The 24,112-nt window shown below is 62.2% G+C and carries 27 protein-coding genes; 20 read left to right on the top strand and 7 right to left on the bottom strand.

Annotated elements, in window-relative coordinates; genetic code table 11:
- Positions 1-473, bottom strand: a 473-nt coding sequence (locus tag NKI88_RS08770) for an alanine dehydrogenase (protein ID WP_502909442.1), incomplete at its 3' end; no start/stop codon positions are given.
- Between the two features lie 155 nt (positions 474-628).
- Between NKI88_RS08770 and NKI88_RS08775 the strand changes: the two genes are divergently transcribed.
- Positions 629-1,102, top strand: coding sequence for an Lrp/AsnC family transcriptional regulator (locus NKI88_RS08775; RefSeq protein ID WP_023668897.1), 474 nt, complete (start codon positions 629-631; stop codon positions 1,100-1,102).
- Here NKI88_RS08775 and NKI88_RS08780 read toward each other — a convergent pair.
- The gene (locus tag NKI88_RS08780) at positions 1,099-1,764 is read right to left on the bottom strand and encodes a 5-formyltetrahydrofolate cyclo-ligase (RefSeq protein ID WP_352654673.1); all 666 of its coding nucleotides are present in this window, start codon (positions 1,762-1,764) and stop codon (positions 1,099-1,101) included. The two genes, NKI88_RS08775 and NKI88_RS08780, sit on opposite strands and share 4 nt — an antisense overlap.
- Positions 1,765-1,943: 179 nt before the next feature.
- Between NKI88_RS08780 and NKI88_RS08785 the strand changes: the two genes are divergently transcribed.
- Entirely contained in the window at positions 1,944-3,209 is a 1,266-nt protein-coding gene (locus NKI88_RS08785) for an NAD(P)/FAD-dependent oxidoreductase (protein ID WP_352654675.1), read from the top strand.
- A 141-nt stretch (positions 3,210-3,350) separates the two neighbouring features.
- Positions 3,351-5,330: a bifunctional 2',3'-cyclic-nucleotide 2'-phosphodiesterase/3'-nucleotidase gene (locus NKI88_RS08790; protein WP_352654677.1), complete on the top strand. Its 1,980-nt coding sequence runs from the start codon at positions 3,351-3,353 to the stop codon at positions 5,328-5,330.
- Positions 5,331-5,391: 61 nt separating this feature from the next.
- On the opposite strand, the gene NKI88_RS08795 is transcribed toward NKI88_RS08790, so the two are convergent.
- Complete coding sequence (locus NKI88_RS08795; protein ID WP_352654679.1) at positions 5,392-6,642, bottom strand: class I SAM-dependent methyltransferase; 1,251 nt, start codon at positions 6,640-6,642, stop codon at positions 5,392-5,394.
- 259 nt (positions 6,643-6,901) lie between these two features.
- Between NKI88_RS08795 and NKI88_RS08800 the strand changes: the two genes are divergently transcribed.
- From NKI88_RS08800 to NKI88_RS08825, 6 genes are all read left to right on the top strand, one after another.
- On the top strand, positions 6,902-7,036 hold the full coding sequence (locus NKI88_RS08800; RefSeq protein ID WP_023688440.1) for a hypothetical protein: 135 nt from the start codon (positions 6,902-6,904) through the stop codon (positions 7,034-7,036).
- Between the two features lie 114 nt (positions 7,037-7,150).
- Complete coding sequence (locus NKI88_RS08805) at positions 7,151-7,441, top strand: Dabb family protein (protein WP_352654681.1); 291 nt, start codon at positions 7,151-7,153, stop codon at positions 7,439-7,441.
- Positions 7,442-7,496: 55 nt separating this feature from the next.
- The gene (locus tag NKI88_RS08810; RefSeq protein ID WP_352654683.1) at positions 7,497-8,369 is read left to right on the top strand and encodes a VOC family protein; all 873 of its coding nucleotides are present in this window, start codon (positions 7,497-7,499) and stop codon (positions 8,367-8,369) included.
- Entirely contained in the window at positions 8,366-9,244 is an 879-nt protein-coding gene (kdsA, locus tag NKI88_RS08815; protein ID WP_352654685.1) for a 3-deoxy-8-phosphooctulonate synthase, read from the top strand. Before NKI88_RS08810 ends, kdsA begins: the two co-directional genes overlap by 4 nt.
- A 101-nt stretch (positions 9,245-9,345) precedes the next feature.
- Positions 9,346-9,549: a dodecin family protein gene (locus tag NKI88_RS08820; RefSeq protein WP_023668908.1), complete on the top strand. Its 204-nt coding sequence runs from the start codon at positions 9,346-9,348 to the stop codon at positions 9,547-9,549.
- A gap of 84 nt (positions 9,550-9,633) precedes the next feature.
- Positions 9,634-9,999, top strand: a complete 366-nt coding sequence (locus NKI88_RS08825) for a PRC-barrel domain-containing protein (protein ID WP_023668909.1) — start codon at positions 9,634-9,636, stop codon at positions 9,997-9,999.
- Between the two features lie 82 nt (positions 10,000-10,081).
- Here NKI88_RS08825 and NKI88_RS08830 read toward each other — a convergent pair whose 3' ends face one another.
- Together NKI88_RS08830 and NKI88_RS08835 are read right to left on the bottom strand one after the other, a co-directional pair.
- Entirely contained in the window at positions 10,082-10,204 is a 123-nt protein-coding gene (locus tag NKI88_RS08830; RefSeq protein ID WP_023668910.1) for a hypothetical protein, read from the bottom strand.
- Positions 10,205-10,313: 109 nt separating this feature from the next.
- Positions 10,314-11,777, bottom strand: coding sequence for a glycoside hydrolase family 19 protein (locus NKI88_RS08835; protein ID WP_352654687.1), 1,464 nt, complete (start codon positions 11,775-11,777; stop codon positions 10,314-10,316).
- Between the two features lie 224 nt (positions 11,778-12,001).
- On the opposite strand from NKI88_RS08835, the gene eno reads away from it, so the two are divergent.
- The 11 genes from eno to NKI88_RS08890 all read left to right on the top strand — a co-directional run bounded on the left by eno (position 12,002) and on the right by NKI88_RS08890 (position 22,401).
- Entirely contained in the window at positions 12,002-13,276 is a 1,275-nt protein-coding gene (eno, locus tag NKI88_RS08840; RefSeq protein ID WP_023688446.1) for a phosphopyruvate hydratase, read from the top strand.
- Positions 13,277-13,413: 137 nt separating this feature from the next.
- Entirely contained in the window at positions 13,414-13,737 is a 324-nt protein-coding gene (locus tag NKI88_RS08845; protein ID WP_023748672.1) for an FtsB family cell division protein, read from the top strand.
- 195 nt (positions 13,738-13,932) lie between these two features.
- The gene (gene pdhA, locus NKI88_RS08850; protein WP_023682559.1) at positions 13,933-14,979 is read left to right on the top strand and encodes a pyruvate dehydrogenase (acetyl-transferring) E1 component subunit alpha; all 1,047 of its coding nucleotides are present in this window, start codon (positions 13,933-13,935) and stop codon (positions 14,977-14,979) included.
- Positions 14,980-14,994: 15 nt separating this feature from the next.
- Complete coding sequence (locus NKI88_RS08855) at positions 14,995-16,416, top strand: pyruvate dehydrogenase complex E1 component subunit beta (RefSeq protein WP_023682558.1); 1,422 nt, start codon at positions 14,995-14,997, stop codon at positions 16,414-16,416.
- A gap of 18 nt (positions 16,417-16,434) precedes the next feature.
- A complete protein-coding gene (locus NKI88_RS08860; protein ID WP_352654690.1) occupies positions 16,435-17,856 on the top strand; it encodes a pyruvate dehydrogenase complex dihydrolipoamide acetyltransferase in 1,422 nt (473 codons plus the stop codon).
- Between the two features lie 12 nt (positions 17,857-17,868).
- Positions 17,869-18,288 (top strand): hypothetical protein, encoded by a 420-nt coding sequence (locus NKI88_RS08865; protein ID WP_023748669.1) that lies wholly within the window; start codon positions 17,869-17,871, stop codon positions 18,286-18,288.
- Positions 18,285-18,926, top strand: coding sequence for an SGNH/GDSL hydrolase family protein (locus NKI88_RS08870; RefSeq protein ID WP_023682555.1), 642 nt, complete (start codon positions 18,285-18,287; stop codon positions 18,924-18,926). The genes NKI88_RS08865 and NKI88_RS08870 overlap by 4 nt, the downstream gene beginning before the upstream one ends.
- A gap of 21 nt (positions 18,927-18,947) precedes the next feature.
- Positions 18,948-20,396 (top strand): dihydrolipoyl dehydrogenase, encoded by a 1,449-nt coding sequence (gene lpdA, locus NKI88_RS08875; protein ID WP_352654693.1) that lies wholly within the window; start codon positions 18,948-18,950, stop codon positions 20,394-20,396.
- Between the two features lie 101 nt (positions 20,397-20,497).
- Positions 20,498-20,755 (top strand): GlsB/YeaQ/YmgE family stress response membrane protein, encoded by a 258-nt coding sequence (locus NKI88_RS08880; RefSeq protein ID WP_023668920.1) that lies wholly within the window; start codon positions 20,498-20,500, stop codon positions 20,753-20,755.
- A gap of 207 nt (positions 20,756-20,962) precedes the next feature.
- Positions 20,963-21,928 (top strand): lipoyl synthase, encoded by a 966-nt coding sequence (gene lipA, locus NKI88_RS08885; RefSeq protein ID WP_352654695.1) that lies wholly within the window; start codon positions 20,963-20,965, stop codon positions 21,926-21,928.
- 11 nt (positions 21,929-21,939) lie between these two features.
- Positions 21,940-22,401 (top strand): type II toxin-antitoxin system RatA family toxin, encoded by a 462-nt coding sequence (locus tag NKI88_RS08890; protein ID WP_023736661.1) that lies wholly within the window; start codon positions 21,940-21,942, stop codon positions 22,399-22,401.
- Here the strand turns inward: NKI88_RS08890 and NKI88_RS08895 are convergent.
- Positions 22,377-22,886 carry a CinA family protein gene (locus NKI88_RS08895; protein ID WP_023696095.1) on the bottom strand — a complete coding sequence of 170 codons (510 nt, stop codon included), beginning with the start codon at positions 22,884-22,886 and terminating at the stop codon, positions 22,377-22,379. The two genes, NKI88_RS08890 and NKI88_RS08895, sit on opposite strands and share 25 nt — an antisense overlap.
- Positions 22,883-24,106: a bifunctional 2-C-methyl-D-erythritol 4-phosphate cytidylyltransferase/2-C-methyl-D-erythritol 2,4-cyclodiphosphate synthase gene (locus NKI88_RS08900; protein WP_352497445.1), complete on the bottom strand. Its 1,224-nt coding sequence runs from the start codon at positions 24,104-24,106 to the stop codon at positions 22,883-22,885. The genes NKI88_RS08895 and NKI88_RS08900 overlap by 4 nt, the downstream gene beginning before the upstream one ends.
- Between the last annotated feature and the right edge of the window lie 6 nt (positions 24,107-24,112).

Consider the following 24,112-nt stretch of genomic DNA (forward strand, 5'->3'; position numbering starts at 1 on the left):
ACGCCGCGGCCACCATTGGCCTTCTGCAGCGCGGTCGCGCCGGCCTGGATCGACAGGCGGCCGGCAACTTCCGACATCGGCGCCAAGAGCGGCAGGCCGCCGCGGTCGTCGGTTACGGTCTCATAGGCGATTGCGGTGACGCCGGACGCGAGCAGGCCCCTGGTCTGCTCCGGATCCGGGGCCAGGTGCAGATAGGTGTAGAGGATCTGGCCCTCGCGCAGCTGCGCCCATTCGTTGGGCTGCGGCTCCTTGACCTTGACGATCATGTCGGACTTGGCGAACACGTCGGCGGCGGTCCTGGCGATGGTGGCGCCGGCGGCGCGGTAGGCATTGTCATCGGCGCCGATGCCGGCGCCGGCGCCGCTTTCGACCAGCACTTCATGGCCATGCGCGACATATTCGCGGACGGAGCCCGGCGTCAGGCCGACTCGGTATTCGTGGTTCTTGATTTCCTTGGGGCAGCCGACGCGCATAGTCTTCTCCTGATCCGGCCCTTCGGGCTCGTTCCCTGTATCAACCGAGTGAACCACGAATCGTTGCGCAGGTGTTTGCGAATGCGCTTGCGCGGGGTCACGCGTTTCGATAATCGTTGCGCGAAATCAAGGAAATTTCGCAGGAATCACGAGAAATGCCGCTCGACAGGATCGATATCGCCATTCTCGAGGCACTGCAGAAGGATGGCCGCATACCCAATGCGGCGCTCGCCGAAAGGGTCGGCCTGTCGCAGTCGGCCTGTTCGCGCCGGCTCGACAATCTGGAGAAATCCGGCACCATCCGCGGCTATCACGCCCGGCTTTCGAATGCAGCGCTCGGCCACCAGATGACGGCGATCGTGCACATATCGCTGTCGGGACAATTCGAAAAGACGCTGTCGGATTTCGAGGCGGCGATCAAGCGCTGCCCCAATGTGCTGTCCTGCCACCTGATGTCGGGCGAATATGACTATATCCTGCGCATCGCCGCCAAGGACCTGGTCGACTATGAGCGCATCCACAAGGAATGGCTGTCGGCGATGCCGCACGTGACCAAGATCAATTCGTCGTTTGCCCTGCGCGAGATCGTCGATCGCACGGCCATGGGCATGAAGCCGGAACTGGCCTAGCCCTGAGCAGCCTCGGTCACCAGCCTATCCATTGGGATGTCGTGCGGCTGCGGGTAGATGGTGGCTATGCGCTGCAGTTCGTAGCCGACGCCGATGACCAATGGCTTGAACGGCATGTCAGCCAGGGTGCGGTCGAAGAAGCCACCGCCATAGCCCAGGCGGTAGTTTCGCGGGTCGATGCCGACGATCGGCGAGATGACGATGTCGGGCAGCACCGGCTCGCCTTCGGCCGGGATCGGGATGTTCCAAATGCCTTTTTCCAGCCGGTCGCCAGGCACATAAGCGCGGAAGATCAGCGGCTGGCCTTTCTCGATCACGATGGGCAGCGCCGTGCGGCCGCCGCGTTGGTTGATCGACGCCATCCACGGCCGCAGGTCCGGCTCGCCGCGAAACGGCCAATAGAGGCTGACCATGCGGCCGGCAATGTCACCGATCGCGGCATCGAGGCCTTCGGCGATAGCCCGCGACATCGCCAGCCGCGCATCGGCGGAAACCGCCAACCGTGCCGCGATCAGACGCTCGCGCTCGGCCTTGCGCCAACGGCGCACATCGGTCCAATCGGACGTGGGCGCGCGAAATTCCGGATCGAGTTCGTGCATGAAGCAAGGCGGCGAAGAATATTGCGCCCGGCCTTTGCCATCTTTGTCATCGTCGTTGGCCATGCTTCACTCCCGTGGTTCCAGCCCGTGCAAGGCTATACCCGTCCATGCTTGCCGACATAGGCATTCGCGACATCCGGCGACGAGTCCTGGGCAGCCTGCGCGCGGCAGTCTAGCCCGCCGCGACATTGTTGCGGTGCACAAAAATCACTAGATAAAGGGAGACAATAGGGGTGAATGCGATGAATGAAACCAGCCATCATGTCGTTGTCGTCGGCGCAGGGTTCGGCGGTCTCGAACTCACGCGGGCGCTGGCCGGCGCACCCGTGCGCATCACCATGATCGACAAGCGCAACCATCACCTTTTCCAGCCGCTGCTCTACCAGGTGGCGACCACCTCGCTGGCGACCTCGGAAGTTGCCTGGCCGATCCGTCATCTGCTGCGCAAGCGCGAGGACGTGACGACCCTGCTCGGCAACGTCACCGGCGTCGACCGTCCAGGCAAACGCGTGCTGCTTGAGGACGGCAGTTCTGTTCCCTACGACACGCTGGTGCTCGCCACCGGCGCGCGTCATGCTTATTTCGGCCACGACGAATGGGAGCCTTTCGCGCCCGGGCTGAAGACGCTTGAAGACGCAACCACCATTCGCCGGCGCATCCTGCTCGCCTTCGAGCAGGCCGAGCGCGAGACCGATCCGGCCAAGCGCCAGGCACTGCTGACACTGGTCATCGTCGGCGGCGGCCCGACCGGCGTGGAGCTTGCCGGCACCATTGTCGAGCTCGCGCATGAAACGCTGCGTGGCGAATTCCGCAACATCGACACGCGTGAGGCGCGTGTGGTGCTGGTCGAGGCCGGAGACAGGATCCTAGCCAATTTCGCGCCAAAGCTGTCCGACTATGCGCGCAAGGCGCTGGAGCGGCGGGGCGTCACGATCGAGCTTGGCCGCGCCGTCACGCGCCTCGATGCCGAAGGCGTCGTCTTTGGCGATACGCATCTGCCGGCGCGAACCATCCTGTGGGCCGCCGGCGTGGCGGCTTCACCCGCGGGAGAGTGGCTGGGCGCGCCGGTGGACCGGGCGGGCAGGGTAATGGTCGAGCCCGATCTGACCGTGCCGAACAGTCCTGAAATCTTCGTCATCGGCGACACCGCGCATGTCTTGCGGCCGGACGGCAAACCGGTGCCCGGCGTGGCGCCCTCGGCCAAGCAGGAGGGCAAGCATGTTGCCGCGACGATCAGGGCGCGGCTGGCCGGCGATAGCGCGCCGCGCCCTTTCCGCTACAAACATGCCGGCGACCTGGCGACGATCGGCAAGTGGGCAGCCGCGATCGATTTCAGCTCGATCAAGCTCACGGGATGGCTTGCCTGGTGGCTGTGGGGCGTGGCGCATATCTACTTCCTGATCGGTTTTCGCAACCGGCTCTCGGTGTCGCTTAGCTGGCTATGGATCTATTTCACCGGCCAGCGCAGCGCGCGGCTGATCACCCAGGGCGATGATAACAAGGGCTGAGGTTCTCAACCGCGGCCAAGGATATTCATCCAGCCGTCACCTTTAGCTGATCGACTGACTTCCCGATGGACATGGCCGGTTTTCGGCGCGAAGCTTCCGCTCGGGGCTGGGATCTTGTCACGTCGCTGGGAAGGAAAACCAATGCCGCATCTCAATTACCCCGTCTCCCGCCGTAGTTTTCTTGCCGGTACGGCCGCCAGCGGGGCGCTGATCATGCTCCATCCGTTTTCCGCCCGCGCGCAGGCCAATCAGGCGCATCTGAGGATCATGGAGACCACCGACATCCATGTGAATGTGCTGCCTTACGACTACTACGCAGACAAAGCCAACGACACGATGGGCCTGTCGCGGACGGCCTCACTGATCGCGGCGGTGCGCAAGGAAGCCATCAATGCGATGCTGATCGACAATGGCGATCTTTTGCAGGGCAATCCGATGGGCGATTACATCGCCTATGAGAAGGGCCTCAAGGACGGCGATCTGCATCCGATCACGAAGGGCATGAACCTGCTGGGCTATGAATGCTCGACGCTCGGCAATCACGAGTTCAATTACGGCCTGTCGTTCCTCGACAAGGTGCTGGCCGGAGCCAATTTCCCCTTCGTCTGTGCCAATCTGATCCGCGGCACCGAGCTTGCCGCCAACCCGCGCGACGACAAGCTCTACCTCAAGCCCTATGTCATCCTCGACAAGAAGATCAAGGACGGGTCGGGCGCCGAGCAGCCGATCAAGATCGGCATCATCGGCTTCGTGCCGCCGCAGATCATGGTCTGGGACCTGAAGAACCTGAAAGGCAATGTCAGGACGCGCGACATCGTCGAGGCGGCCAGGGCATGGGTGCCGCAGATCAAGGAGGAGGGCGCCGACATCGTCATCGCGCTCTCGCATTCCGGCATCGATATCAAGCAGGGCGACGGCATGGAGAACGCCTCCTTCTTCGTCGCCGGCGTCGAAGGCATCGATGCGGTGTTCACCGGCCATCAGCATCTCGTCTTCCCCGGCAAGAAGGATTTTCAGGCGCTCGAAGGCGTCGACACCGAGAAAGGCACGCTGCAGGGCAAGCCCGCCGTGATGGGCGGTTTCTGGGGCTCGCATATGGGACTGATCGATCTGCTTCTGGAACGGGACGGATCGAAATGGCGCGTAGCCTCGGCCACATCTGAGGCAAGGCCGATCTACGAGCGCGTCGACAAGGCAAACAAGCCGACGGTGGCGGACGACCAGCGCGTCGTCGATGCGCTGAAGGCGGACCATGAGGCGACACTTGCCTATGTCCGCCGACCGGTCGGCAAGACCTCGGCGCCGCTCTATTCCTATTTCGCGCTGATCGCCGACGATCCGTCGGTGCAGATCATCAACCAGGCGCAGAGCTGGTACCTCAAGGACATATTAAAAAGCACGCAGTGGAAGGATGTGCCGCTGCTGTCGGCGGCAGCACCCTTCAAGGCCGGCGGGCGCAACGGCGCCGACTACTATACCGACGTGCCGGTGGGCGACATCGCCATCAAGAACGTCGCCGACCTCTATCTCTATCCGAACACGGTGCGCGCCGTCGAAATCACCGGCGCGCAAGTGAAGGAATGGCTGGAAATGTCGGCCGGCATTTTCAGGAAGATCGAGCCGGGCAAGGCCGACCAGGCGCTCATCGACACCGAATTCCCGTCCTACAATTTCGATGTGATCGATGGCGTCAGCTACGGAATAGACCTGTCGCAGCCGCCAAAATACGATGCCAAGGGTGGCGTCGCCAATGCCGGCTCGAACCGCATCGTCGGCCTCAGCTTCGACGGCAAGCCTATTGATCCGGCAGCGAAATTTGTCGTCGCCACCAACAATTACCGCGCCGGCGGTGGCGGCAATTTCCCCGACATCAATGCCTCGAAGATCATCTACGAGGCGCCGGACACCAACCGCGACGTGATCGTGCGCTACGTCGTCAGCGAAGGCACGATCAACCCCTCGGCCGACGACAATTGGTCGTTCACGCCGCTGCCCGGCACCAGTGTCGTGTTCGAGACCGGGCCCAAAGCGAAGGATTTCATATCGGGAGTGAAATCGCTGAAGATCGAGCCGGCCGGCGAGGGCGAATCCGGGTTTGCGAAGTATCGCATCCTGCTTTGAGGCAAACGCGCAGGTAACAGGGAAAACGAGCGGGCATACGCCCGCTCAATCACGCTTCGGATCAGGCCTTGTAGACCACCTGGCGCACGTCGATGTAGCTGGCTCTAAAGCCGGCTTCGCAATAGTGGAGATAGAATTCCCAAAGCTTCTTGAAGCGGTCGTCGAAGCCGAGCGGGACGATCTTTTCCCACGACGCCCAGAAGCGGTTGCGCCATTCGGCAAGCGTGCGGGCATAGTCGTCCGGAAAGACGCGCTCGCGCAGATGGGAAAGGCCATGGTCGCTGCCCAGCGTCTTCAGGATCGACGGCGTCGGCAGCATGCCGCCCGGGAAGACATAGCGCTGGATGAAATCCGGCCGCCCCCGATAGGTGTCGTAGGCGGCCTCGTTGATGGTGATGATCTGCAGGCCGGCGGTGCCGCCGGGCCTCAAGCACGCCTTCATCTTGCCGAAAAATACCGGCCAATATTTTTCGCCGACCGCCTCGAACATCTCGATCGAGGCGATGCGGTCGTAAGTGCCCGTTTCGTCTCGGTAATCCTGCAGCTTGATGTCGACCTTGTCAGACAGTCCCGCCTTCTGGATGCGCGCCTTGGCAAAATCGTGCTGTTCGCGGCTGATGGTCAGGCCGGTTACGCGGCAGCCGATCTCGCGCGCGGCAAATTCGGCAAAACCGCCCCAGCCGCAGCCGATCTCGAGCACATGGTCCTTCTTGCCGATGCCGGTATCCTTGGCCAGCGCGCGGTATTTGGCGGCCTGAGCGCTTTCCAGGTCGTTGGCGCCGGTCGCATAGAGCGCCGACGAATAGGTCATGCTGGGATCGAGCCATTGCTTGTAGAAGGCGTTGCCGAGATCGTAATGCGCCGAGATGTTGCGCTTCGAGCCTGTGCGGGTGTTTTCGTTGAACCAGTGGCGGATACGCTGGACCGTGTTGATGAGCCAGCTGGCGCCGCCGGCAATGCGTTCGCCAACGGCCGAGTTGACGACGAACAGTTCCAGGAAGCTGGTTACATCAGGGCTTTCCCAGTCGCCGTCCATGTAGGATTCGGCAACGCCGATGGTGCCGCCGGAAAAGGCACGGCCGGGCAGGCGCCAGTTCTTCAACACCAGTTCGGCATCCGGGCCGGGTCCGTTGCCGCCGACAAGAACCGCCCGGCCATCCGGCATCCTCACCTTCAGCGAACCGCGCGGCAATTTCATCGCCGCCGACAGCACCATGCGCGCCTTGGCCGGCAGGCCCTTGACCATCTCGGCGAAATTGAGTTCGTCCAGCCTGATGGCGTCGCCGATGCCTTTGTATTCCCTGACAGCCATCTCACACCCCCCTGGACTTCCGCGGGGCGGCGCAAGATCTGCCGGCCCCCACATCCTCCACTTTTCATTCGCCAGGCGCGAATGCCGCTGCCTGCGTGAATTTTCGCCACAATCTTCCATGGCATTGGCCGAAACTTCAAGAGGCAAGCTTCGCGCGGCGCTGGCCCAGCTTGCCGGCCTGAGGCCAGAATCCGCGGGAGAGCGCGGCCCTCGGCGAAATCGCTATGGTTACGAACAGCCACATACGTTAGTTTCAGCCATGCGTTATGTCATCGTTATCGTCGCCATCGCCTTTTTCCTGATCTGGGACGGCCTCTACAATCAGGGCCGCTATCTCGACACGACGGTCAGGGAAATGTCGCGCGTCGTGCGCTACGTCACCGGCAAAGCCTAGCTTTTTGCGCCTCTGCAAAGTCGCCTGCCGGCATTGCCGGGCGCGACATCGTGGCGGTTGACGCGACGGTCCCGCTCACACAAAACATGCCGCAAATCGAACGTGGAGGCAGGCGTGATCCGGCATATCGTTTTCTTCAGCGCGCGGCGCAAGGACGATGTCCAGGCCGTGCGCACGGGCTTGCTCGCGCTGGGCAAGATCCCGCATTCAAGCCTCTTCGAGGTGACGCTCAACACCAAGGTCGATCCGCTGTCGGATGCGATCGACGTGGTCGTCTATGCCGAGTTCGAGGATGATGCCGCGCTTGCCGCATACAAGGCGCACCCGCTCTATGCCGAGACGACCAGTCGGGTCAAACCATTGCGCGAGTTGCGCTATTCGGCCGATGTCGTGGCGACGGCCTGATCGGGCCGGCAAGAGGCCTTGAACCGATTTCGGGAATGATGCACACCGCGCCGGCATGACCAGCACGACCCATCCGCTTGACCATCTAGTGCTGCCGACGGCGAGCCTCGCCGTGGCGCGGGCGCGGCTGACATCGCTTGGCTTCATCGTCTCACCAACCGGCATCCACCCTTTCGGCACCGAAAATTGCTGCGTCTTCTTCGCCGACGGCACCTATCTCGAACCGCTGGCGGTTGGGAACGAACAGCTGGCAGCGAGTGCGATCGCCGGCGGCAATGTCTTTGTCGCGCGCGACCGGCTCTATCGCGCCAGGCTGGGCGATGAGGGCTTTTCCGCCGTGGTGCTGGCCACCGATGATGCCGATGCGGATCATGCGCGCTATGTCTCGGCCGGTCTGTCGGCGGGGGACGTGCTGAGCTTTTCCCGCGACTTCACCGACACGGCCGGAAAGAGCGACATGGCCTCGTTCAAACTGGCTTTCGCGGCCGGCGCCGAGACGACGGACGCCTTTCTGTTCGCTTGCGAGCGGATCAACGCCCCTCAAATCGACCGTACGGCACTGCAGGCCCATGCCAACGGCGTGACCGGCATTGCCGAAATCGTCGCGGTCAGCGGCGTGCCATCCGAAAAGCGCCACCTGATCGAGACAGCGACGGGTTCGAGGCAGAGGAGCAGCACGGCGTTCGACCTGGCGAACGCGCGTTTGAGCGTTCTCGAGCCCGCGGCTTTCGCTGAGCGCTTCGGCATGTCGGCTGGCGCGCCGACGGACCTTCGCTTCGCCGCGATCGTCTTTTCGGCCCGCAGTGCCGGCACTGTCGCGAAGCTGCTTGCAGACAACGCCGTCCGGCACGATATAGCGGGCAACGAAATTGTCGTGCAGCCGGCATCCGGGCAGGGCGCGGCTTTCATCTTCCGGGAGACCCCATGAGCAAGCCGCAAGGGCCCAATTCGCTGGCGCCGAATTCGTCGGTAACCGTCGGCAATGTCGTCTTCGACAATAGCGGGCCCTTGGCGTTGATCGCCGGCCCGTGCCAGTTCGAATCGCGCCAGCACGCTTTCGACATGGCCGGCGCGCTGAAGGAACTGACCGGCAAGCTCGGCATCGGCCTCGTCTACAAGACCAGCTACGACAAGGCCAACCGCACCTCACTGTCGGCAACGCGCGGCGCGGGCATGGACGCGGCGCTTCCGGTGTTCGACGAGTTGCGCAAGGCGTTTTCGCTTCCCATTCTGACCGATGTCCACACCGAGGAGCAGTGCGCGATCGTCGCACCCCATGTCGATGTGCTGCAGATTCCGGCCTTCCTGTCGCGCCAGACCGACATGCTGGTCGCCGCCGCCAAGACCGGCAAGGTGATCAACGTCAAGAAGGGGCAGTTCCTGGCGCCTTGGGATATGAAGAACGTGGTGGCCAAGATCACCGGTTCGGGCAACCTCAATGTGCTGACCACCGAGCGCGGCGCGTCTTTCGGCTACAACACGCTGGTGTCGGACATGCGGGCTTTGCCTGTGATGGCCGAGATCGGCGCGCCGGTGATTTTCGACGCCACCCATTCGGTGCAGCAGCCGGGCGGGCAGGGCGGTTCCTCCGGTGGTGAGCGCCGCTTTGTCGAGACGCTGGCGCGGGCTGCCGTTGCCGTCGGCGTCGCCGGCGTGTTCATAGAGACCCACCAGGATCCCGACAATTCGACCTCCTCCGACGGGCCCAACATGCTGCCGCTGAAGGACATGCCGGCGCTGCTCGAAAGACTGATGGCATTCGACCGCATCGCCAAGAATGCTGCTGACCTGAACCGAGGCTGATGGTTTCGGCTACGGCGCTCGCGCGCGCTGCCCTGCTTGTGGAAGGCATAAGTCGGCTGTAGGCTCGCTGCTGCAAATGAGCGTCTTGGCAGGAGGAAGCCATGTCCGTCGCCCGCGTCACCGAAATCACGTCGTCGTCGAAAAAGAGCTTTCAGGACGCCATCGAGAAGGGGATTGAGCGCGCATCCAAAACCCTGAAGAACGTCGAAGGCGCTTGGATCCAGGACCAGAAGATCGTCGTCGAGGACGGCAGGATCGCGGCGTATCGCGTCAACATGAAGGTGACGTTCATCCTCGCGGAGTAACCGCCCGCCGCTCGAAAAAACGGGAACTTTCGCCCGCGCCCCTCATTGTCAAAGTATCGATCAACGACATGAGGAGCAGCAGCCATGACCACCCAGACAGGCCACACCGAAGCTATCGCCGCTTCGCGCGTCATCGGCACGTCGGTCTACAACACCGAAGGCACGAGCATCGGCAGCATCGAGGACATCATGCTCGACAAGACGTCGAACGGCATCATGTTCGCGGTGATCGGGTTCGGTGGATTTCTCGGCATTGGCGAGAAGTATCACGCCATTCCGTGGGCGAGCCTCGACTATGACGAGGACAAGGGCGGCTATGTCGTGCCGTTCTCGAAGGAGCAGCTGAAGGCAGCACCCGCCTATTCGATCAATGAACTGGCCGGCGCCGATGGCGAGGCCGCGCGTGATGCTTCCTATGATTACTACAAGGTCACGCCGTATTGGCATTGATCAGCTGCGCTGACGCCTGACGTGAAAAGGCCCCCGAATTCCGAAACGGGGGCCTTTTCAGTGCAACCCGACAGTTTCTAAATTATTCTGCCGCATGAAACGTGGACAGCTGCGTCGCCGCCCTTGGCGGCTGCTGCGTATCGCAGGACGTCAGGAACGCCGCCGCGATCAGGAACAAACTCACGATACCGCTCAACTCGGACATGGCGAAACTCCTCCTGTTTCGCCCCGCGCATCACCATCCTAGTCGACACAGAGATTGTTATCTCTGAATTATGATGACGTGGTGTTGTCGAACGTGATCCGAGGCATGCTCAGCCGAGGAGTCCGGCATTCTTCACCGCCTTGAAAACCTTTTCGTGCCAGGCGATCCGATCCGCTTCGCCATTGGCCTGCGTGGCGGAATTGGCGTTGCCGACGTTGATCGCGCGCGAGATCTTTTTGATCAGGCCGGCATCGGCAAAGGCATTGCAGCCTGACCCTTTCCATTCGGCGCAAGCTGCGAGCAGCGAAGTCTGCGGATCCTCGATCAGTTCAGGATGATTGGCGAGGTCAACCTTGGCGAGCTTGCCCTTGGCCGTGTACGCGTCGCGCCCGGTGGTCTGGAACGTGCCGCCGCCGCGGAAATTGAAGCCGTCCAACGTTCCTTTCACATTGCCCATGCGGCCGCCATAGGCCCAGTCGCCCAGGGCTTGCGGCTTGCGCAGCAGGTTGTCCCCGATCCACTGATCGGTCTTGCCCGCGGCTCGCGACCTCCATGCGTTCCGGATTGCCGCCACGGTCGTGTAGGTCAGGGATTCGCGAATGAGGGTGAAGCCACCGGTTTCCATCGCCGCTTGAGCGAAGAAATGCATCAGCCGATCATAATTGTTGCACACGCCATGATCGCCAAGTGTCTTGAGGCCCTTGTCGGAGGTAAAGGCGCCGATGTAACCGTCATAGATTGTTCGCTTGGAACCGCTTGCCGGTCTCGGCGCGAATTTCTGGAAGACCGCTGCCGGCAAACCCTTGTTCGGATCGCCCGCAACCGCTTCGAGCACGCTCTCGACACTCTCGGTCGACAGCACCGGTTCGCCTTCGACGACCACCGAAGCATTGGGAATTCGCTTGCCGTTGCTTTTCGGGAAGCCACCGCCGGCAAAGGTTTTCAGATCGTCAATGAGGGCGATTACGCGTGTCCGGCTCTCCGTGAAATCCATGTCGGAAAGCGGACCGCTCACCTTCTTCGTTGGGTTGATGCATCCGACGCTGGACAGGAAATTGACGCCCGGATGGATCAGGATTTCGGTGCGCTTGTTGGTCTTCAGCAGTTCGAGTCCAGGTTTGGGTGGCGTCTTGGCGCCAGTGTAGCCGATGGTCACATATTTGCCTCCGGCCTGTGTCGCCAGTGGATAGGTTCCGGGCTCGATGCGCCTGCCATTGTCTTCTTTGGAATTGTCGCCAGGGCCGCGAGATTCACACACGAACCCCGATAGACCCGTTGCTGCCGTGCCGTTGTGGAAGACTTTATAGGTACCAACCGTCCTGCGTCTGGTGCCCCTCATATGCTCGACTTTACGGCTAATAAGAAGTTCCCAGCCAGTACCTGAAATCGCTGCCATTGCCACCTCCCCAAAGAGTTCAAGTTTGTTGATTTCACTGTCGTCGTCAAATAGTCCGCGTTGTAGATGTGACCCTAACATCTTCGAATTCTCTGCATTGTGAAGTTTGTCACGTTGGCGGTAGCCTCTTTTGAAGCATCGGCTGGAGTTTGTGTGCCGTCTGGTATTTCGTGACAAAGGCATTGCCGCGATAAAAGGGGGAGGGGCATCCGCCCCATGGGCCTAGACATATGAGGTCAGGTAGGGGTTGTTGTTTGCGTCAGATGGCGTCGCCCATGGCCCCTGGGCCTGGCCGCATGGGGCGATCGTCGCTATTATTTCATGCCATTCCTGATTGCCTTTTGCGGCACTTTGGATAAGAGGGGCGCGACGCTTTCAATCGATCAATCGGGGACATCGCAATGACCGCCATCATCGACATTGTCGGGCGTGAAATCCTGGACAGCCGTGGAAATCCGACCGTCGAGGTCGACGTCGTTCTCGAAGACGGCTCAATGGGCCGCGCCGCGGTGCCGTCGGGCGCGTCGACCGGCGCGCATGAGGCCGTCGAACTGCGCGACGGTGGCGCCCGCTATCTCGGCAAGGGCGTGCTCAAGGCGGTCGAGGCCGTCAATGGCGAGCTGTTCGAGGCGATCGGCGGCATGGAAGCCGAAAACCAGATCCACATCGATCAGACCATGATCGAGCTCGACGGCACGCCCAACAAGAGCCGGCTCGGCGCCAACGCCATCCTCGGCGTCTCGCTGGCGGTCGCCAAGGCCGCGGCGGAAGCCGCCGGACTGCCGCTTTACCGCTATGTCGGCGGCACCAAGGCGCATTTGCTGCCGGTGCCCATGATGAACATCATCAATGGCGGAGCGCATGCCGACAATCCGATCGATTTCCAGGAATTCATGATCCTGCCGGTCGGCGCGCCGACTTTGCGCGAAGGCGTGCGCTGGGGCTCGGAAATCTTCCACACGCTGCGCAAGAAGCTCAAGGATGCCGGCCACAACACCAATGTCGGCGACGAAGGCGGCTTCGCGCCCAATCTGAAGAGTGCGCCGGTGGCGCTCGATTTCATCATGGAATCAATCGAGAAGGCCGGCTTCAAGCCGGGCGAAGAGATCGCGCTCGGTCTCGACTGTGCGGCGACCGAATTCTTCAAGGACGGCAATTACGTCTATGAGGGCGAGAAGAAGACCCGCGATCCGAAGGCGCAGGCCAAGTACCTGGCCAAGCTCGCCGCCGACTATCCGATCATCTCGATCGAGGACGGCCTGGCCGAGGACGACTGGGAGGGCTGGAAGTACCTGACCGATTTGATCGGCAACAAGACGCAGCTGGTTGGCGACGACCTCTTCGTCACCAACACGGCGCGGCTGCGCGACGGCATCCGCATGGGTGTCGCCAATTCGATCCTGGTCAAGGTCAACCAGATCGGCTCGCTTACCGAAACGCTCGACGCTGTCGAGACCGCGCATAAGGCAGGCTACACAGCCGTCATGTCGCACCGTTCGGGCGAAACCGAGGATTCGACCATCGCCGACCTCGCCGTCGCCACCAATTGCGGGCAGATCAAGACCGGTTCGCTGTCGCGCTCGGATCGCATGGCCAAGTACAACCAGCTGATCCGCATCGAGGAAGAGCTCGGCAAGCAGGCGCGCTACGCCGGCAAGTCGGTAATCAAAGCTTAAATTCTGCCGAACTGGCGAAAACGAGGAAGGGCGGGATTTTCCCGCCCTTTTTCGTTGCGGGCGCTGGCTAATGCACCTGTCCGTAACCGTCCATTAAGCACAATCGGGCCAGATAGACAGGTCAGAGGATTGCGACCATGTGGACACGCCAGCACAAGCAGAGAAACACCGGCCGGCTGATCATCCCGTCGCTTTGCGTGGCGTTCCTGGCCTATTTCGGCTTCCATGCCTATCATGGCGAGTTCGGCATCAATTCCAAATATCAGCTCGAAGCGCAGAGCATCGAATTGCAGGCCAAGTACGATGCCATCAAGGCGCGCCGGGTCGATCTGGAGCGGCGCGTCCAGCTGATGCATGAGGGTACGCTTGAAAAGGATATGCTCGACGAGCAGGCACGCCGGGCGCTCAATCTGTCCCAGCCCGATGAAATCACCATCATGCTGCCGGCCAATTCGAAATAACCAAGTTTCAGTTAATCGCTGTTATCTCTAATGATTCTGGGCGTTTAGGCGCATGCCAGCCATGCATTTTTCTGCATGGCGAAACGCGGTCTCGCATGTTAGCTTCCCTCCAATCGGTGGGGAGGAGCTGATCCTCCCCGGAGCAGACATGGTCTGCTTTAGTGTCCGCAAAGAGACGCCAACAGGGAGTGATGCATGGCCACCGCCGCCAAAAAAGCGCCTGCCAAATCCGTTAAATCGACGTCCGCCAAATCAACGGGGCTTTCCGCCCCCAAGCCGGCTGACTTCACCAAGGACGAGGAGCTTGCCGCCTACCGGCACATGCTGCTTATCCGCCGCTTCGAGGAAAAGGCCGGCCAGCTCTACGGCATGGGCTTTATCGGCGGCTTCTGCCACCTCTATATCGGCCAGGAAGCGGTCGTCACCGGCATGAAGATGTCGCTGATCAACGGCGACCAGATGATCACCGCCTATCGCGACCATGGCCACATGCTGGCGATGGAACTTTCCCCGCGCGGCGTCATGGCAGAGCTGACCGGACGCCGTGGTGGCCTGTCGAGGGGCAAGGGCGGCTCCATGCACATGTTCTCCAAGGAGAAGCATTTTTACGGCGGCCACGGCATTGTCGGCGCGCAGGTCTCGCTCGGCACCGGTCTCGCCTTCGCCAACCGCTACCGCGACAACAACAATGTGTCGCTGACTTATTTCGGCGATGGCGCTGCCAACCAGGGTCAGGTCTATGAAAGCTTCAACATGGCCTCGCTGTGGAAGCTGCCGGTGATCTACATCATCGAGAACAACCGCTACGCCATGGGCACTTCGGTGTCGCGCTCGTCGGCCGAAACCAATTTTTCGCATCGCGGCGCCTCGTTCAAGATTCCCGGCATTCAGGTCGACGGCATGGATGTGCGTGCGGTCAAATCCGCCGGCGATCAGGCGACCGAATGGTGCCGTGCCGGCAACGGTCCGATCATCCTCGAGATGCAGACCTATCGCTATCGCGGTCACTCGATGTCGGATCCCGCGAAATACCGCTCCAAGGAAGAAGTGCAGAAGATGCGCTCGGATCATGATCCGATCGAGCAGGTCAAGGCGCGGCTGACGGCCAAGAAGTGGGCGACCGAGGACGAACTCAAGAACATCGACAAGGAAGTCCGCGACATCGTCGCCGACGCCGCCGAATTTGCCCAGCACGACGCAGAGCCGGATCCGTCCGAGCTCTGGACCGACATCGTATTGTAACGGGAGGGCAAGGACATGCCGATCGAAATTCTCATGCCCGCTCTCTCGCCGACCATGGAAGAGGGCAATCTTTCCAAATGGTTGAAGAACGAGGGCGACAAGGTCGTCGCCGGCGATGTCATCGCCGAGATCGAAACCGACAAGGCGACGATGGAAGTCGAAGCCGTCGATGAAGGCACGATCGGCAAGATCGTGGTTCCCGCCGGCACCGAAGGCGTCAAGGTCAACGCGGTGATCGCCGTGTTGCTGCAGGACGGTGAAAGTGCAGGCGATGTCGAAAAGAGCGGCAAGCCTGCCTCCACCCAGGATGCCGTTTCCGCTGGCGGTCAGCGGACCGATGCAGCCGAGGAAGGTACAAAAGCGGCTCCCCAGGATGCCGGCGAGGCTCCGAAGGCAGTTCCCGCCGCTCCGGCGGCCAAACCTGCCGCCGATCCGGATATTCCCGCCGGCACCGAGATGGTCTCGACCACGGTGCGCGAAGCGCTCCGCGATGCCATGGCTGAAGAAATGCGCCGCGACGGCGATGTCTTCGTCATGGGCGAGGAGGTCGCGGAATACCAGGGCGCCTACAAGATCACGCAAGGGCTGCTGCAGGAATTCGGGCCGCGCCGCGTCGTCGACACGCCGATCACCGAGCACGGCTTTGCCGGCGTCGGCGTCGGTGCGGCGATGGCCGGCCTGAAGCCGATCGTCGAGTTCATGACCTTCAACTTCGCCATGCAGGCGATCGACCAGATCATCAACTCCGCGGCCAAGACGCTCTATATGTCGGGCGGCCAGATGGGCGCACCGATCGTGTTCCGCGGTCCGAACGGGGCGGCCGCCCGCGTCGGCGCCCAGCATTCGCAGTGCTATGCCGCCTGGTACAGCCATATTCCCGGCCTGAAGGTGGTGATGCCGTACACGGCTGCCGACGCCAAGGGCCTGCTCAAGGCGGCGATCCGCGATCCGAACCCGGTCATCTTCCTCGAGAACGAAATCCTCTACGGCCAGTCCTTCGACGTGCCGAAGCTCGATGATTTCGTGCTGCCGATCGGCAAGGCGCGCATTCACAAGCAGGGCAAGGACGTCACCATCGTCTCGTTCGGCATCGGCATGACCTATGCCATCAAGGCGGAAGCCGAACTGCGCGGCATGGGCATCGACGCCGAGATCATCGATCTCCGGACCATCCGCCCGCTCGACCTCGACACCGTCATTGCCTCCGTGAAGAAGACCAACCGCCTGATCGTGGTGGAAGAAGGTTTCCCGCAGAACTCGGTCGGCGACCACATCGCCAACCAGGTTTCGCAGCGCGCCTTCGATTTCCTCGACGCGCCGGTCATCACCATCGCCGGCAAGGACGTGCCGATGCCTTATGCGGCGAACCTCGAAAAGCTGGCTTTGCCCAATGTCGGCGAGGTCATAGAGGCGGTCAAAGCCGTCACGTATCGCTGAGCCGGTCGGGAGGACATCATGCCAATCAACATCACCATGCCGGCACTCTCGCCCACGATGGAAGAGGGCAATCTTTCCAAGTGGCTCGTGAAAGAAGGCGACAAGGTTTCGCCGGGCGACGTGATCGCCGAGATCGAGACCGACAAGGCGACGATGGAAGTCGAAGCCGTCGATGAAGGAACCGTCGCCAAGCTGGTCGTTCCGGGTGGCACCGAAGGCGTCAAGGTCAATGCGCTGATCGCCATTCTGGCCAGCGAAGGCGAGGATGCAGGGGCGGCGGCAAAGGGTGGTGGCGATGCCGCGCCCGCGAAAGCCGATGCCAAGCAGGATAAGGCGTCAATCTCCCCACCCGTGGGGGAGATGTCGACGAAGTCGACAGAGGGGGGCGCTGCCCCGCCGACCTCTCAGTCTGTCGCGCCCCCCTCTGGCCTGCCGGCCATCTCCCCCACAAAGGGGGAGATCAGCCAATCGTCAGGCGAGCGCACCTTCGCTTCGCCGCTGGCTCGTCGCATCGCCAAGGATGCCGGAGTCGACGTGTCCGCCGTAACCGGCACCGGCCCGCATGGCCGTGTCGTCAAGGCCGATGTCGAGGCGGCGATTGCCGGCGGTGGCGCCAAGGCTGCACCGGCCGCGAAAGCCGCACCTGCCGGCGCTCCGGCACCTGCGGCTCCGGCTGCGGCACCCAAGGCGATGTCGGACGAACAGGTGCTGAAGCTGTTTGCCGAAGGATCCTATGAGCTCGTCCCGCACGACAATATGCGCAAGACCATTGCGCGCCGCTTGGTCGAGGCCAAGACAACCATCCCGCATTTCTACCTGACGCTCGACTGCGAGCTCGATGCGCTGCTGGCGCTGCGCACACAGATCAATGCGGCTGCTCCGACGAAGAAGACCGACAAGGGCGAGGCTCCCGTCTACAAACTCTCGGTCAACGACATGGTGATCAAGGCGATGGCGATGGCGCTGATGGCGGTGCCGGATGCCAATGCATCGTGGACCGAAAGCGCCATGGTCAAGCACAAGCACGCCGATGTCGGCGTTGCCGTGTCAATCCCCGGCGGCCTGATCACGCCGATCATCCGCCACGCCGACGAAAAGACGCTGTCCACTATCTCCAACGAGATGAAGGATCTGGCGAGCCGTGCCCGCAGCCGCAAGCTGAAGCCTGAGGAATATCAAGGCGGCACGACGGCTGTCTCCAATCTCGGCATGTTCGGCATCAAGGACTTTGCCGCCGTCATCAACCCGCCGCATGCGACGATCCTGGCGGTGGGTGCGGGCGAGCAGCGGCCGGTGGTCAAGAATGGCGAGATCAAAATCGCCAATATCATGTCGGTGACGCTGTCGACCGATCACCGCGCCGTCGACGGTGCGCTCGGCGCCGAACTTCTGGTCGCCTTCAAGCGCATGATCGAAAACCCGATGGGCATGCTGGTCTAGGAAGGAAAGGCTGTGCGGAAATTCGTCACCAGCCTTTTCGCCCTGATCCTTTCCGGCCTGGCCGGCGGGCTGGTGGCGCTGTGGCTGGCAATCGCCACCAATGCGAACTCGGAATTCATCCTTGTCTTCATGGCCTCGGCGCTGGTCTCTATCGTTGCGACGGTGGCGTTTTTCATCGCGCAATTGGTGCCAAACCTACAAAGGGCGATCAATCTGACGGGGCTTGTTGGGGTTGCGTTGTTCGTGCTGGCCGGGATCGGGCTGATTGCCTGGACCTTCTCTCAGCCGCCGGGCAAAGCCCAGTGGTCGGGCGATCTCCCCGTTGTCGCCGGTCTGATTTTGCCAAGCATCGCCACGGTTATCGTGCAGTGGCTGTTCGTGGGATGGCGCGTGCGGCGCGGGCTTAAGGCGGAGGCGGGTGCGGGTGCATGAAGACGATCCTCTGCTACGGCGATTCCCTGACCTGGGGCTATGACGCGGCAAGCCTCGGGCGCCATGCGCTGGAGGACCGCTGGCCGAGCGTGCTCAAGGCGGCGCTGGGCGACGATGATATCGAAGTCATTGCCGAAGGTCTGAACGGCCGCACCACGGCTTTCGACGATCACCTGGCTGGTGCCGACCGCAATGGCGCCAAGGTGCTGCCGACAATCCTGACCAGCCATGCGCCGCTCGACCTGATCATCATCATGCTCGGCGCCAACGACATGAAGCCCTGGATCCACGGCAATCCGGTCGCGGCCAAGCAGGGCGTGCAGCGGCTGATCGACATCGTGCGCGGCCACGATTATCCGTTCGACTGGGCCGCGCCGCAAATCCTGATCGTTGCGCCACCCGCGGTCAGCCGCACCGACAATGCCGAATTCAAGGAAATGTTTGCCGGCGGCGACGAGGCCTCGAAGCGGCTGGCGCCGCAATATTCCGCGCTCGCCGACGAGGCTGGCTGCGGCTTTTTCGATGCCGGCACGGTGGCCGAGACCACACCGATCGACGGGGTCCATCTCGATGCCGAAAACACGCGCAATATAGGTGACGCATTGGCGCCATTGGTGCGTGTGATGCTGGAACTCTAGAGAAAATCAGGGAGAAACCCCGTGGCAGAATCCTACGACGTTATAATCATCGGCTCGGGCCCCGGCGGCTATGTCACGGCGGTGCGCTCCGCCCAGCTCGGCTTCAAGACTGCCATCGTCGAGCGCGAGCATCTCGGCGGCATCTGCCTCAACTGGGGCTGCATCCCGACCAAGGCGCTGCTGCGCTCGGCCGAGATCATGCACTATTCCGATCATCTGAAAGACTACGGCCTGAAGCTCGAAGGCGGCAAGGTCAGCGCCGACACCGCCGCTGTCGTCGACCGCTCGCGCAAAGTGTCGTTGAGGCTCAATGGCGGCGTCGCCTTCCTGATGAAGAAGAACAAGGTCGACGTTATCTGGGGCGAGGCCAAGCTCTCCAAGCCCGGTGAGATCGTCGTCTCCAAGATGGCGAAGAAGCCGATGGAGCCGCAGCCGCCGGTGCCGAAGGGCGTCAAGGGCGAGGGGACCTATACCGCCAAGCACATCATTCTCGCCACCGGCGCCCGGCCGCGCGCGCTGCCCGGCATCGAGCCGGACGGCAAACTGATCTGGACCTATTTCGAGGCGATGGTGCCGAAGGAGATGCCGAAATCGCTGCTGGTCATGGGTTCGGGCGCCATCGGCATCGAGTTCGCCTCCTTCTACCGCACCATGGGCGCCGAGGTGACGGTGGTCGAGCTTTTGCCGGCGGTGATGCCGGTCGAGGATGCCGAGGTCTCGAAATTCGCGCAGAAGCAGTTCGAGAAGCAGGGCATGAAAATCATCCTCGAGGCCAAGGTGACCAAGGTCGAGAAGGGCACCAACTCGGTTACCGCACATGTCGAGATGAAGGACGGCAAGGTCGAGAAGATCACCGCCGACCGCATGATCTCGGCCGTCGGCGTGCAAGGCAATATCGAGAATCTCGGCCTCGAGACGCTCGGCGTGAAGACGGACCGCGGCTGCGTCGTCATCGATGGCTACGGCAAGACCAATGTGCCCGGCATCTACGCTATCGGCGATGTCGCCGGACCGCCGATGCTCGCCCACAAGGCCGAGCATGAAGGCGTGGTCTGCATCGAGAAGATCGCCAATTTCCCCGGCGTGCATGCGACAGACAAGCTGAAGATCCCGGGCTGCACCTATTGCAACCCGCAGGTCGCCTCGGTCGGGCTCACCGAAGCCAAGGCGAAGGCCGAAGGCAAGGACATCCGCGTCGGCCGTTTCCAGTTCGGCGCCAACGGCAAGGCGATCGCGCTTGGCGAGGACCAGGGCTTCATCAAGACCATCTTCGACAAGAAGACCGGCCAGCTGCTCGGCGCGCATATGGTCGGCGCCGAGGTGACGGAGCTGATCCAGGGCTTTGTCGTGGCGATGAACCTGGAGACCACCGAGGAAGAACTGATGCACACCATCTTCCCGCATCCGACGCTGTCGGAGATGATGAAGGAAAGCGTGCTCGATGCCTATGGCCGTGCGCTCAACGCGTGATAAATTGCTGCCGCGAGACTCAGACGCATGCGCCGGAGGAACCTTACGGCAGACAGTTCGTTTCCGGATGCATTTTCACCTGACACTGGAGGAGTTGGCATATGGACGTGAATGGCGTGGGCTGGATTGCGGCCATCATCATCGGCGGTTTGGCCGGGTGGCTGGCCGAGATGGTCATGAAGAGCAATACCGGCGTCTTGATGAACATCATTATGGGCATTGTCGGCGCGGTGGTGCTGAACGCAATTCTCAGGGCGCTCAACATCGAACCCTTCGGTGTCGGCTGGCTCGCCTACCTGATCACCGGCTTCATCGGCGCCTGCCTGCTGATCTTTGCCGGGCGGCTGATACGCCGATAAAACGGCTCGCCGTTTATCTCGTTCTTCTGACGCAATTCCGGACGGAAAACCGTGTCACACTTTTCCTGGAATTGCTCTGGATCCCCGCTATGCGAAAAAGGCTGTGGCGGCATGCGCCGCCGCAGCCTTTTTCTTTGCACCGAAAAGCCCTAGATGACGCCAGAAGGGCGAATGCCGACGGGCAGACGCCAACAAGTCAGGTTTGAGATGGTCACTGTTCTCGACACGATCGCCAACGCGCCGCGCCTGCGGCACCCCGAGAAGGCACACAAGCCTGATCAGGACGTGCTGCGCAAACCCGACTGGATCCGCGTCAAGGCGCCGATGTCGAAGGGCTATGCCGAAACCCGCGAGATCGTGAAGTCGCACAAGCTCGTCACGGTGTGCGAAGAGGCCGGCTGCCCCAATATCGGCGAGTGCTGGGAAAAGAAGCACGCCACCTTCATGATCATGGGCGAGATCTGCACGCGCGCTTGTGCCTTCTGCAATGTCGCCACCGGCATTCCCACCGCGCTCGATGCCGATGAGCCGGCGCGTGTCGCGCATGCCGTCAAGCAGATGGGGCTGACCCATGTCGTCATCACCTCGGTCGACCGCGATGATCTCGCCGATGGCGGCGCGCAGCATTTCGCCGAGGTTATCCGGGCGATCCGAGCAGCGACGCCCTTGACCACGATCGAAATCCTGACGCCCGATTTCCTGCGCAAGGAGGGCGCGCTGGAGATCGTCGTGGCGGCCAAGCCCGATGTCTTCAACCACAATCTCGAAACCGTGCCGTCGAACTACCTGACGGTGCGGCCGGGTGCCCGCTATTTCCACTCGATCCGGCTGTTGCAGCGGGTCAAGGAGCTCGATCCGTCGATCTTCACCAAGTCCGGCATCATGGTCGGCCTCGGCGAAGAGCGCAACGAGATCCTGCAGCTGATGGATGACCTGCGCTCGGCCAATGTCGACTTCATGACCATTGGCCAGTATCTGCAGCCGTCGAAGAAACACCACCCGGTGATCCGCTTCGTCACGCCGGAGGAGTTCAACTCCTTCGCGACGATCGGCAAGACCAAGGGTTTCCTGCTGGCGGCGTCGAGCCCGCTGACGCGCTCCTCGCATCATGCCGGTGACGATTTCGCCAGGCTGCGGGCGGCGCGTGAGGCGCAGCTCAAAAAAGCCAGTTAAATCCTGCTTCAATGCCGAAATTCGAAGCCACACGCCGCGTTGCCCACACGCCGGAGCAGATGTTTGCGCTGGTCGCCGATATCGAGACCTATCCTGAATTTCTGCCGCTGTGCGAGGCGCTGACGGTGCGCTCTCGCAAGGAGCGTGATCGCCGCACCATTCTCCTCGCCGATATGAGCATCGGCTACAAGGCGATCCGCGAGACCTTTACGACGCAGGTGCTGCTGAAGCCGGACGAGAACACAATCGACGTCAAATACATCGATGGGCCGTTCAAATATCTCAGCAATATCTGGCGCTTCGAGCCGGCCGACGGCGGCGGCTGCAACGTTCGCTTCTTCATCGACTACGAGTTCAAGAGCCGTATCCTCGGCGTGTTGATGGGCACCATGTTCGATCGCGCCTTCCGCATGTTTTCCGAAGCCTTCGAAAAACGTGCGGACGTCATCTACGGAACGACGCCCATCTCATGAGTGTCGCCGAGCGCGCGCAGGCCGATCTCCAGCGCATGCTTGACGGTCTCACGGCGGATGAAGTCGCGGCCATTGTCGGCAAACATATTGAGCTCGGCAGCCACCGGCCCACCTCTTAGGGCAACTCCGAACCAGACGAGGCCGACCGGTTTTTCCGGCGAGCCGCCGCCTGGGCCGGCAATGCCGGTGACGGCAAGCGCCAGCCCGGCGCGCGAGCGCGCCAGAGCGCCCTCCGCCATCTCCAGAACCGTTTCGCGCGAGACGGCGCCATGCGCCTCGAGTGTGGCGGGCGAGACGCCGAGCATCTCCATCTTTGCTTCATCGGAATAGGTGATGAGGCCGCGATCGACGACAGCGGACGAGCCGGCGATGTCGGTCAGTGCCGAGATGATCATGCCGCCGGTGCAGCTCTCGGCCGTCGCCAGCATGATGCCGCGTTGCTGGCAGACCTGGAGCAGGGCATTGGCGAGATCGCTGTTGTTCATGCGGGAACCTCCCCGGGGAAGACGACACTGGCGGTGGCAATGGCGGCGATGCCTTCCTCGCGGCCGACAAAGCCGAGCTTTTCGTTGGTCGTCGCCTTGATCGAGATGCGATCGCTGGAAATGCCCAGCATTGCCGACAACGCGTTGGTCATCGCCTCGCGATGCGGGCCGACGCGCGGCGCCTCGCAGATCAGCGTGATATCGGCATTGGCGATGCGCCCGCCGCGTTCGCGCACCAACCTGGCCGCATGCTCGACGAAGATCTTTGACGCCGCGCCCTTCCATTGCGGATCGGAAGGCGGGAAATGCGTGCCGATGTCGCCGGCGCCGCAAGTGGCGAGCAGCGCATCGGTCAGCGCGTGCAGGCCGACATCGGCATCCGAATGGCCGGAAAGCTTCTTGCCGTGCGGAATGGCGACGCCGCACAGGGTGACATGGTCGCCGGCCTCGAAGGCGTGCACGTCATAGCCATTGCCGGTGCGAATGTCTGGAAAACGCTCGCCAGTAAGCCGTTGATCTGCCATCGCAATATCCCTTGCCCAGGTCAATTTGACATTGTCCGGCGACCCCTCGACGATTTTTACCGGAATATGCGCCCATTCGGCGATCGCGGCATCGTCGGTGAAATCCGCCTTGCCGAGATGATGGGCCTTTTCATGCGCGGCGAGCAACGGCCAGAACGGAAAGCCTTGCGGCGTCTGGGCGGCATGAAGGCCGGCCCTTGGCACCGTCTCTTCGATCATGCCGGTCGTCGACTCGCGCTTCAGCGTATCGGCGACGGGCAAAGCGGGCAGCGCGCCCTGCCGCTCGCCAATGGCGGCGATGGTACGGTCGATCAGGGCCGCGTCGACAAACGGCCGCACCGCGTCATGGACAAGGACACGGCCGGGCGTACGGTCCCTCAGCGCCAGCAGGCCGAGCCGGACCGATGCCTGGCGCGACTCGCCACCGACCACGGCGGTAACCCGCTCGGCATATACGCCGGCTGCCTTGTCAAAAAGCGCGTGGTCATCGGCATGGATCGCGACGACGACGGGACCAATTTCAGGATGCGCCAGGAACGTCTCCAGCGTGCGCGCGATAACGGCACGGCCGCCGATGCGCTGATATTGCTTCGGCCCGTCGGCCTGTCCGGCACGCGCGCCGCGGCCGGCTGCAACGATGACCACGCCGACCTTGTCGGTCGTCGCCTCGGCCGGTTTTTCGCTTGCGTCTGTCATGCCGAG

Origin of the sequence: Mesorhizobium sp. M0317 (assembly GCF_040321555.1) — a bacterium.
GTDB lineage: Bacteria > Pseudomonadota > Alphaproteobacteria > Rhizobiales > Rhizobiaceae > Mesorhizobium.

Excerpts from the sequence above, each read along its gene's own strand:
- NKI88_RS08790 (WP_352654677.1), top strand. The coding sequence starts at position 3,351 with ATGCCGCATCTCAATTACCCCGTCTCCCGCCGTAGTTTTCTTGCCGGT.
- NKI88_RS08880 (WP_023668920.1), top strand. The coding sequence starts at position 20,498 with ATGGACGTGAATGGCGTGGGCTGGATTGCGGCCATCATCATCGGCGGT.
- NKI88_RS08780 (WP_352654673.1), bottom strand. The coding sequence starts at position 1,764 with ATGGCCAACGACGATGACAAAGATGGCAAAGGCCGGGCGCAATATTCT.
- NKI88_RS08890 (WP_023736661.1), top strand. The coding sequence starts at position 21,940 with ATGCCGAAATTCGAAGCCACACGCCGCGTTGCCCACACGCCGGAGCAG.
- NKI88_RS08870 (WP_023682555.1), top strand. The coding sequence starts at position 18,285 with ATGAAGACGATCCTCTGCTACGGCGATTCCCTGACCTGGGGCTATGAC.
- NKI88_RS08825 (WP_023668909.1), top strand. The coding sequence starts at position 9,634 with ATGACCACCCAGACAGGCCACACCGAAGCTATCGCCGCTTCGCGCGTC.
- NKI88_RS08810 (WP_352654683.1), top strand. The coding sequence starts at position 7,497 with ATGACCAGCACGACCCATCCGCTTGACCATCTAGTGCTGCCGACGGCG.
- NKI88_RS08830 (WP_023668910.1), bottom strand. The coding sequence starts at position 10,204 with ATGTCCGAGTTGAGCGGTATCGTGAGTTTGTTCCTGATCGCGGCGGCG.
- NKI88_RS08800 (WP_023688440.1), top strand. The coding sequence starts at position 6,902 with ATGCGTTATGTCATCGTTATCGTCGCCATCGCCTTTTTCCTGATCTGG.
- NKI88_RS08820 (WP_023668908.1), top strand. The coding sequence starts at position 9,346 with ATGTCCGTCGCCCGCGTCACCGAAATCACGTCGTCGTCGAAAAAGAGC.
- NKI88_RS08795 (WP_352654679.1), bottom strand. The coding sequence starts at position 6,642 with ATGGCTGTCAGGGAATACAAAGGCATCGGCGACGCCATCAGGCTGGAC.
- NKI88_RS08785 (WP_352654675.1), top strand. The coding sequence starts at position 1,944 with ATGAATGAAACCAGCCATCATGTCGTTGTCGTCGGCGCAGGGTTCGGC.
- eno (WP_023688446.1), top strand. The coding sequence starts at position 12,002 with ATGACCGCCATCATCGACATTGTCGGGCGTGAAATCCTGGACAGCCGT.
- kdsA (WP_352654685.1), top strand. The coding sequence starts at position 8,366 with ATGAGCAAGCCGCAAGGGCCCAATTCGCTGGCGCCGAATTCGTCGGTA.
- pdhA (WP_023682559.1), top strand. The coding sequence starts at position 13,933 with ATGGCCACCGCCGCCAAAAAAGCGCCTGCCAAATCCGTTAAATCGACG.
- NKI88_RS08775 (WP_023668897.1), top strand. The coding sequence starts at position 629 with ATGCCGCTCGACAGGATCGATATCGCCATTCTCGAGGCACTGCAGAAG.
- NKI88_RS08900 (WP_352497445.1), bottom strand. The coding sequence starts at position 24,106 with ATGACAGACGCAAGCGAAAAACCGGCCGAGGCGACGACCGACAAGGTC.
- NKI88_RS08895 (WP_023696095.1), bottom strand. The coding sequence starts at position 22,886 with ATGAACAACAGCGATCTCGCCAATGCCCTGCTCCAGGTCTGCCAGCAA.
- NKI88_RS08855 (WP_023682558.1), top strand. The coding sequence starts at position 14,995 with ATGCCGATCGAAATTCTCATGCCCGCTCTCTCGCCGACCATGGAAGAG.
- lipA (WP_352654695.1), top strand. The coding sequence starts at position 20,963 with ATGGTCACTGTTCTCGACACGATCGCCAACGCGCCGCGCCTGCGGCAC.
- NKI88_RS08860 (WP_352654690.1), top strand. The coding sequence starts at position 16,435 with ATGCCAATCAACATCACCATGCCGGCACTCTCGCCCACGATGGAAGAG.
- NKI88_RS08845 (WP_023748672.1), top strand. The coding sequence starts at position 13,414 with ATGTGGACACGCCAGCACAAGCAGAGAAACACCGGCCGGCTGATCATC.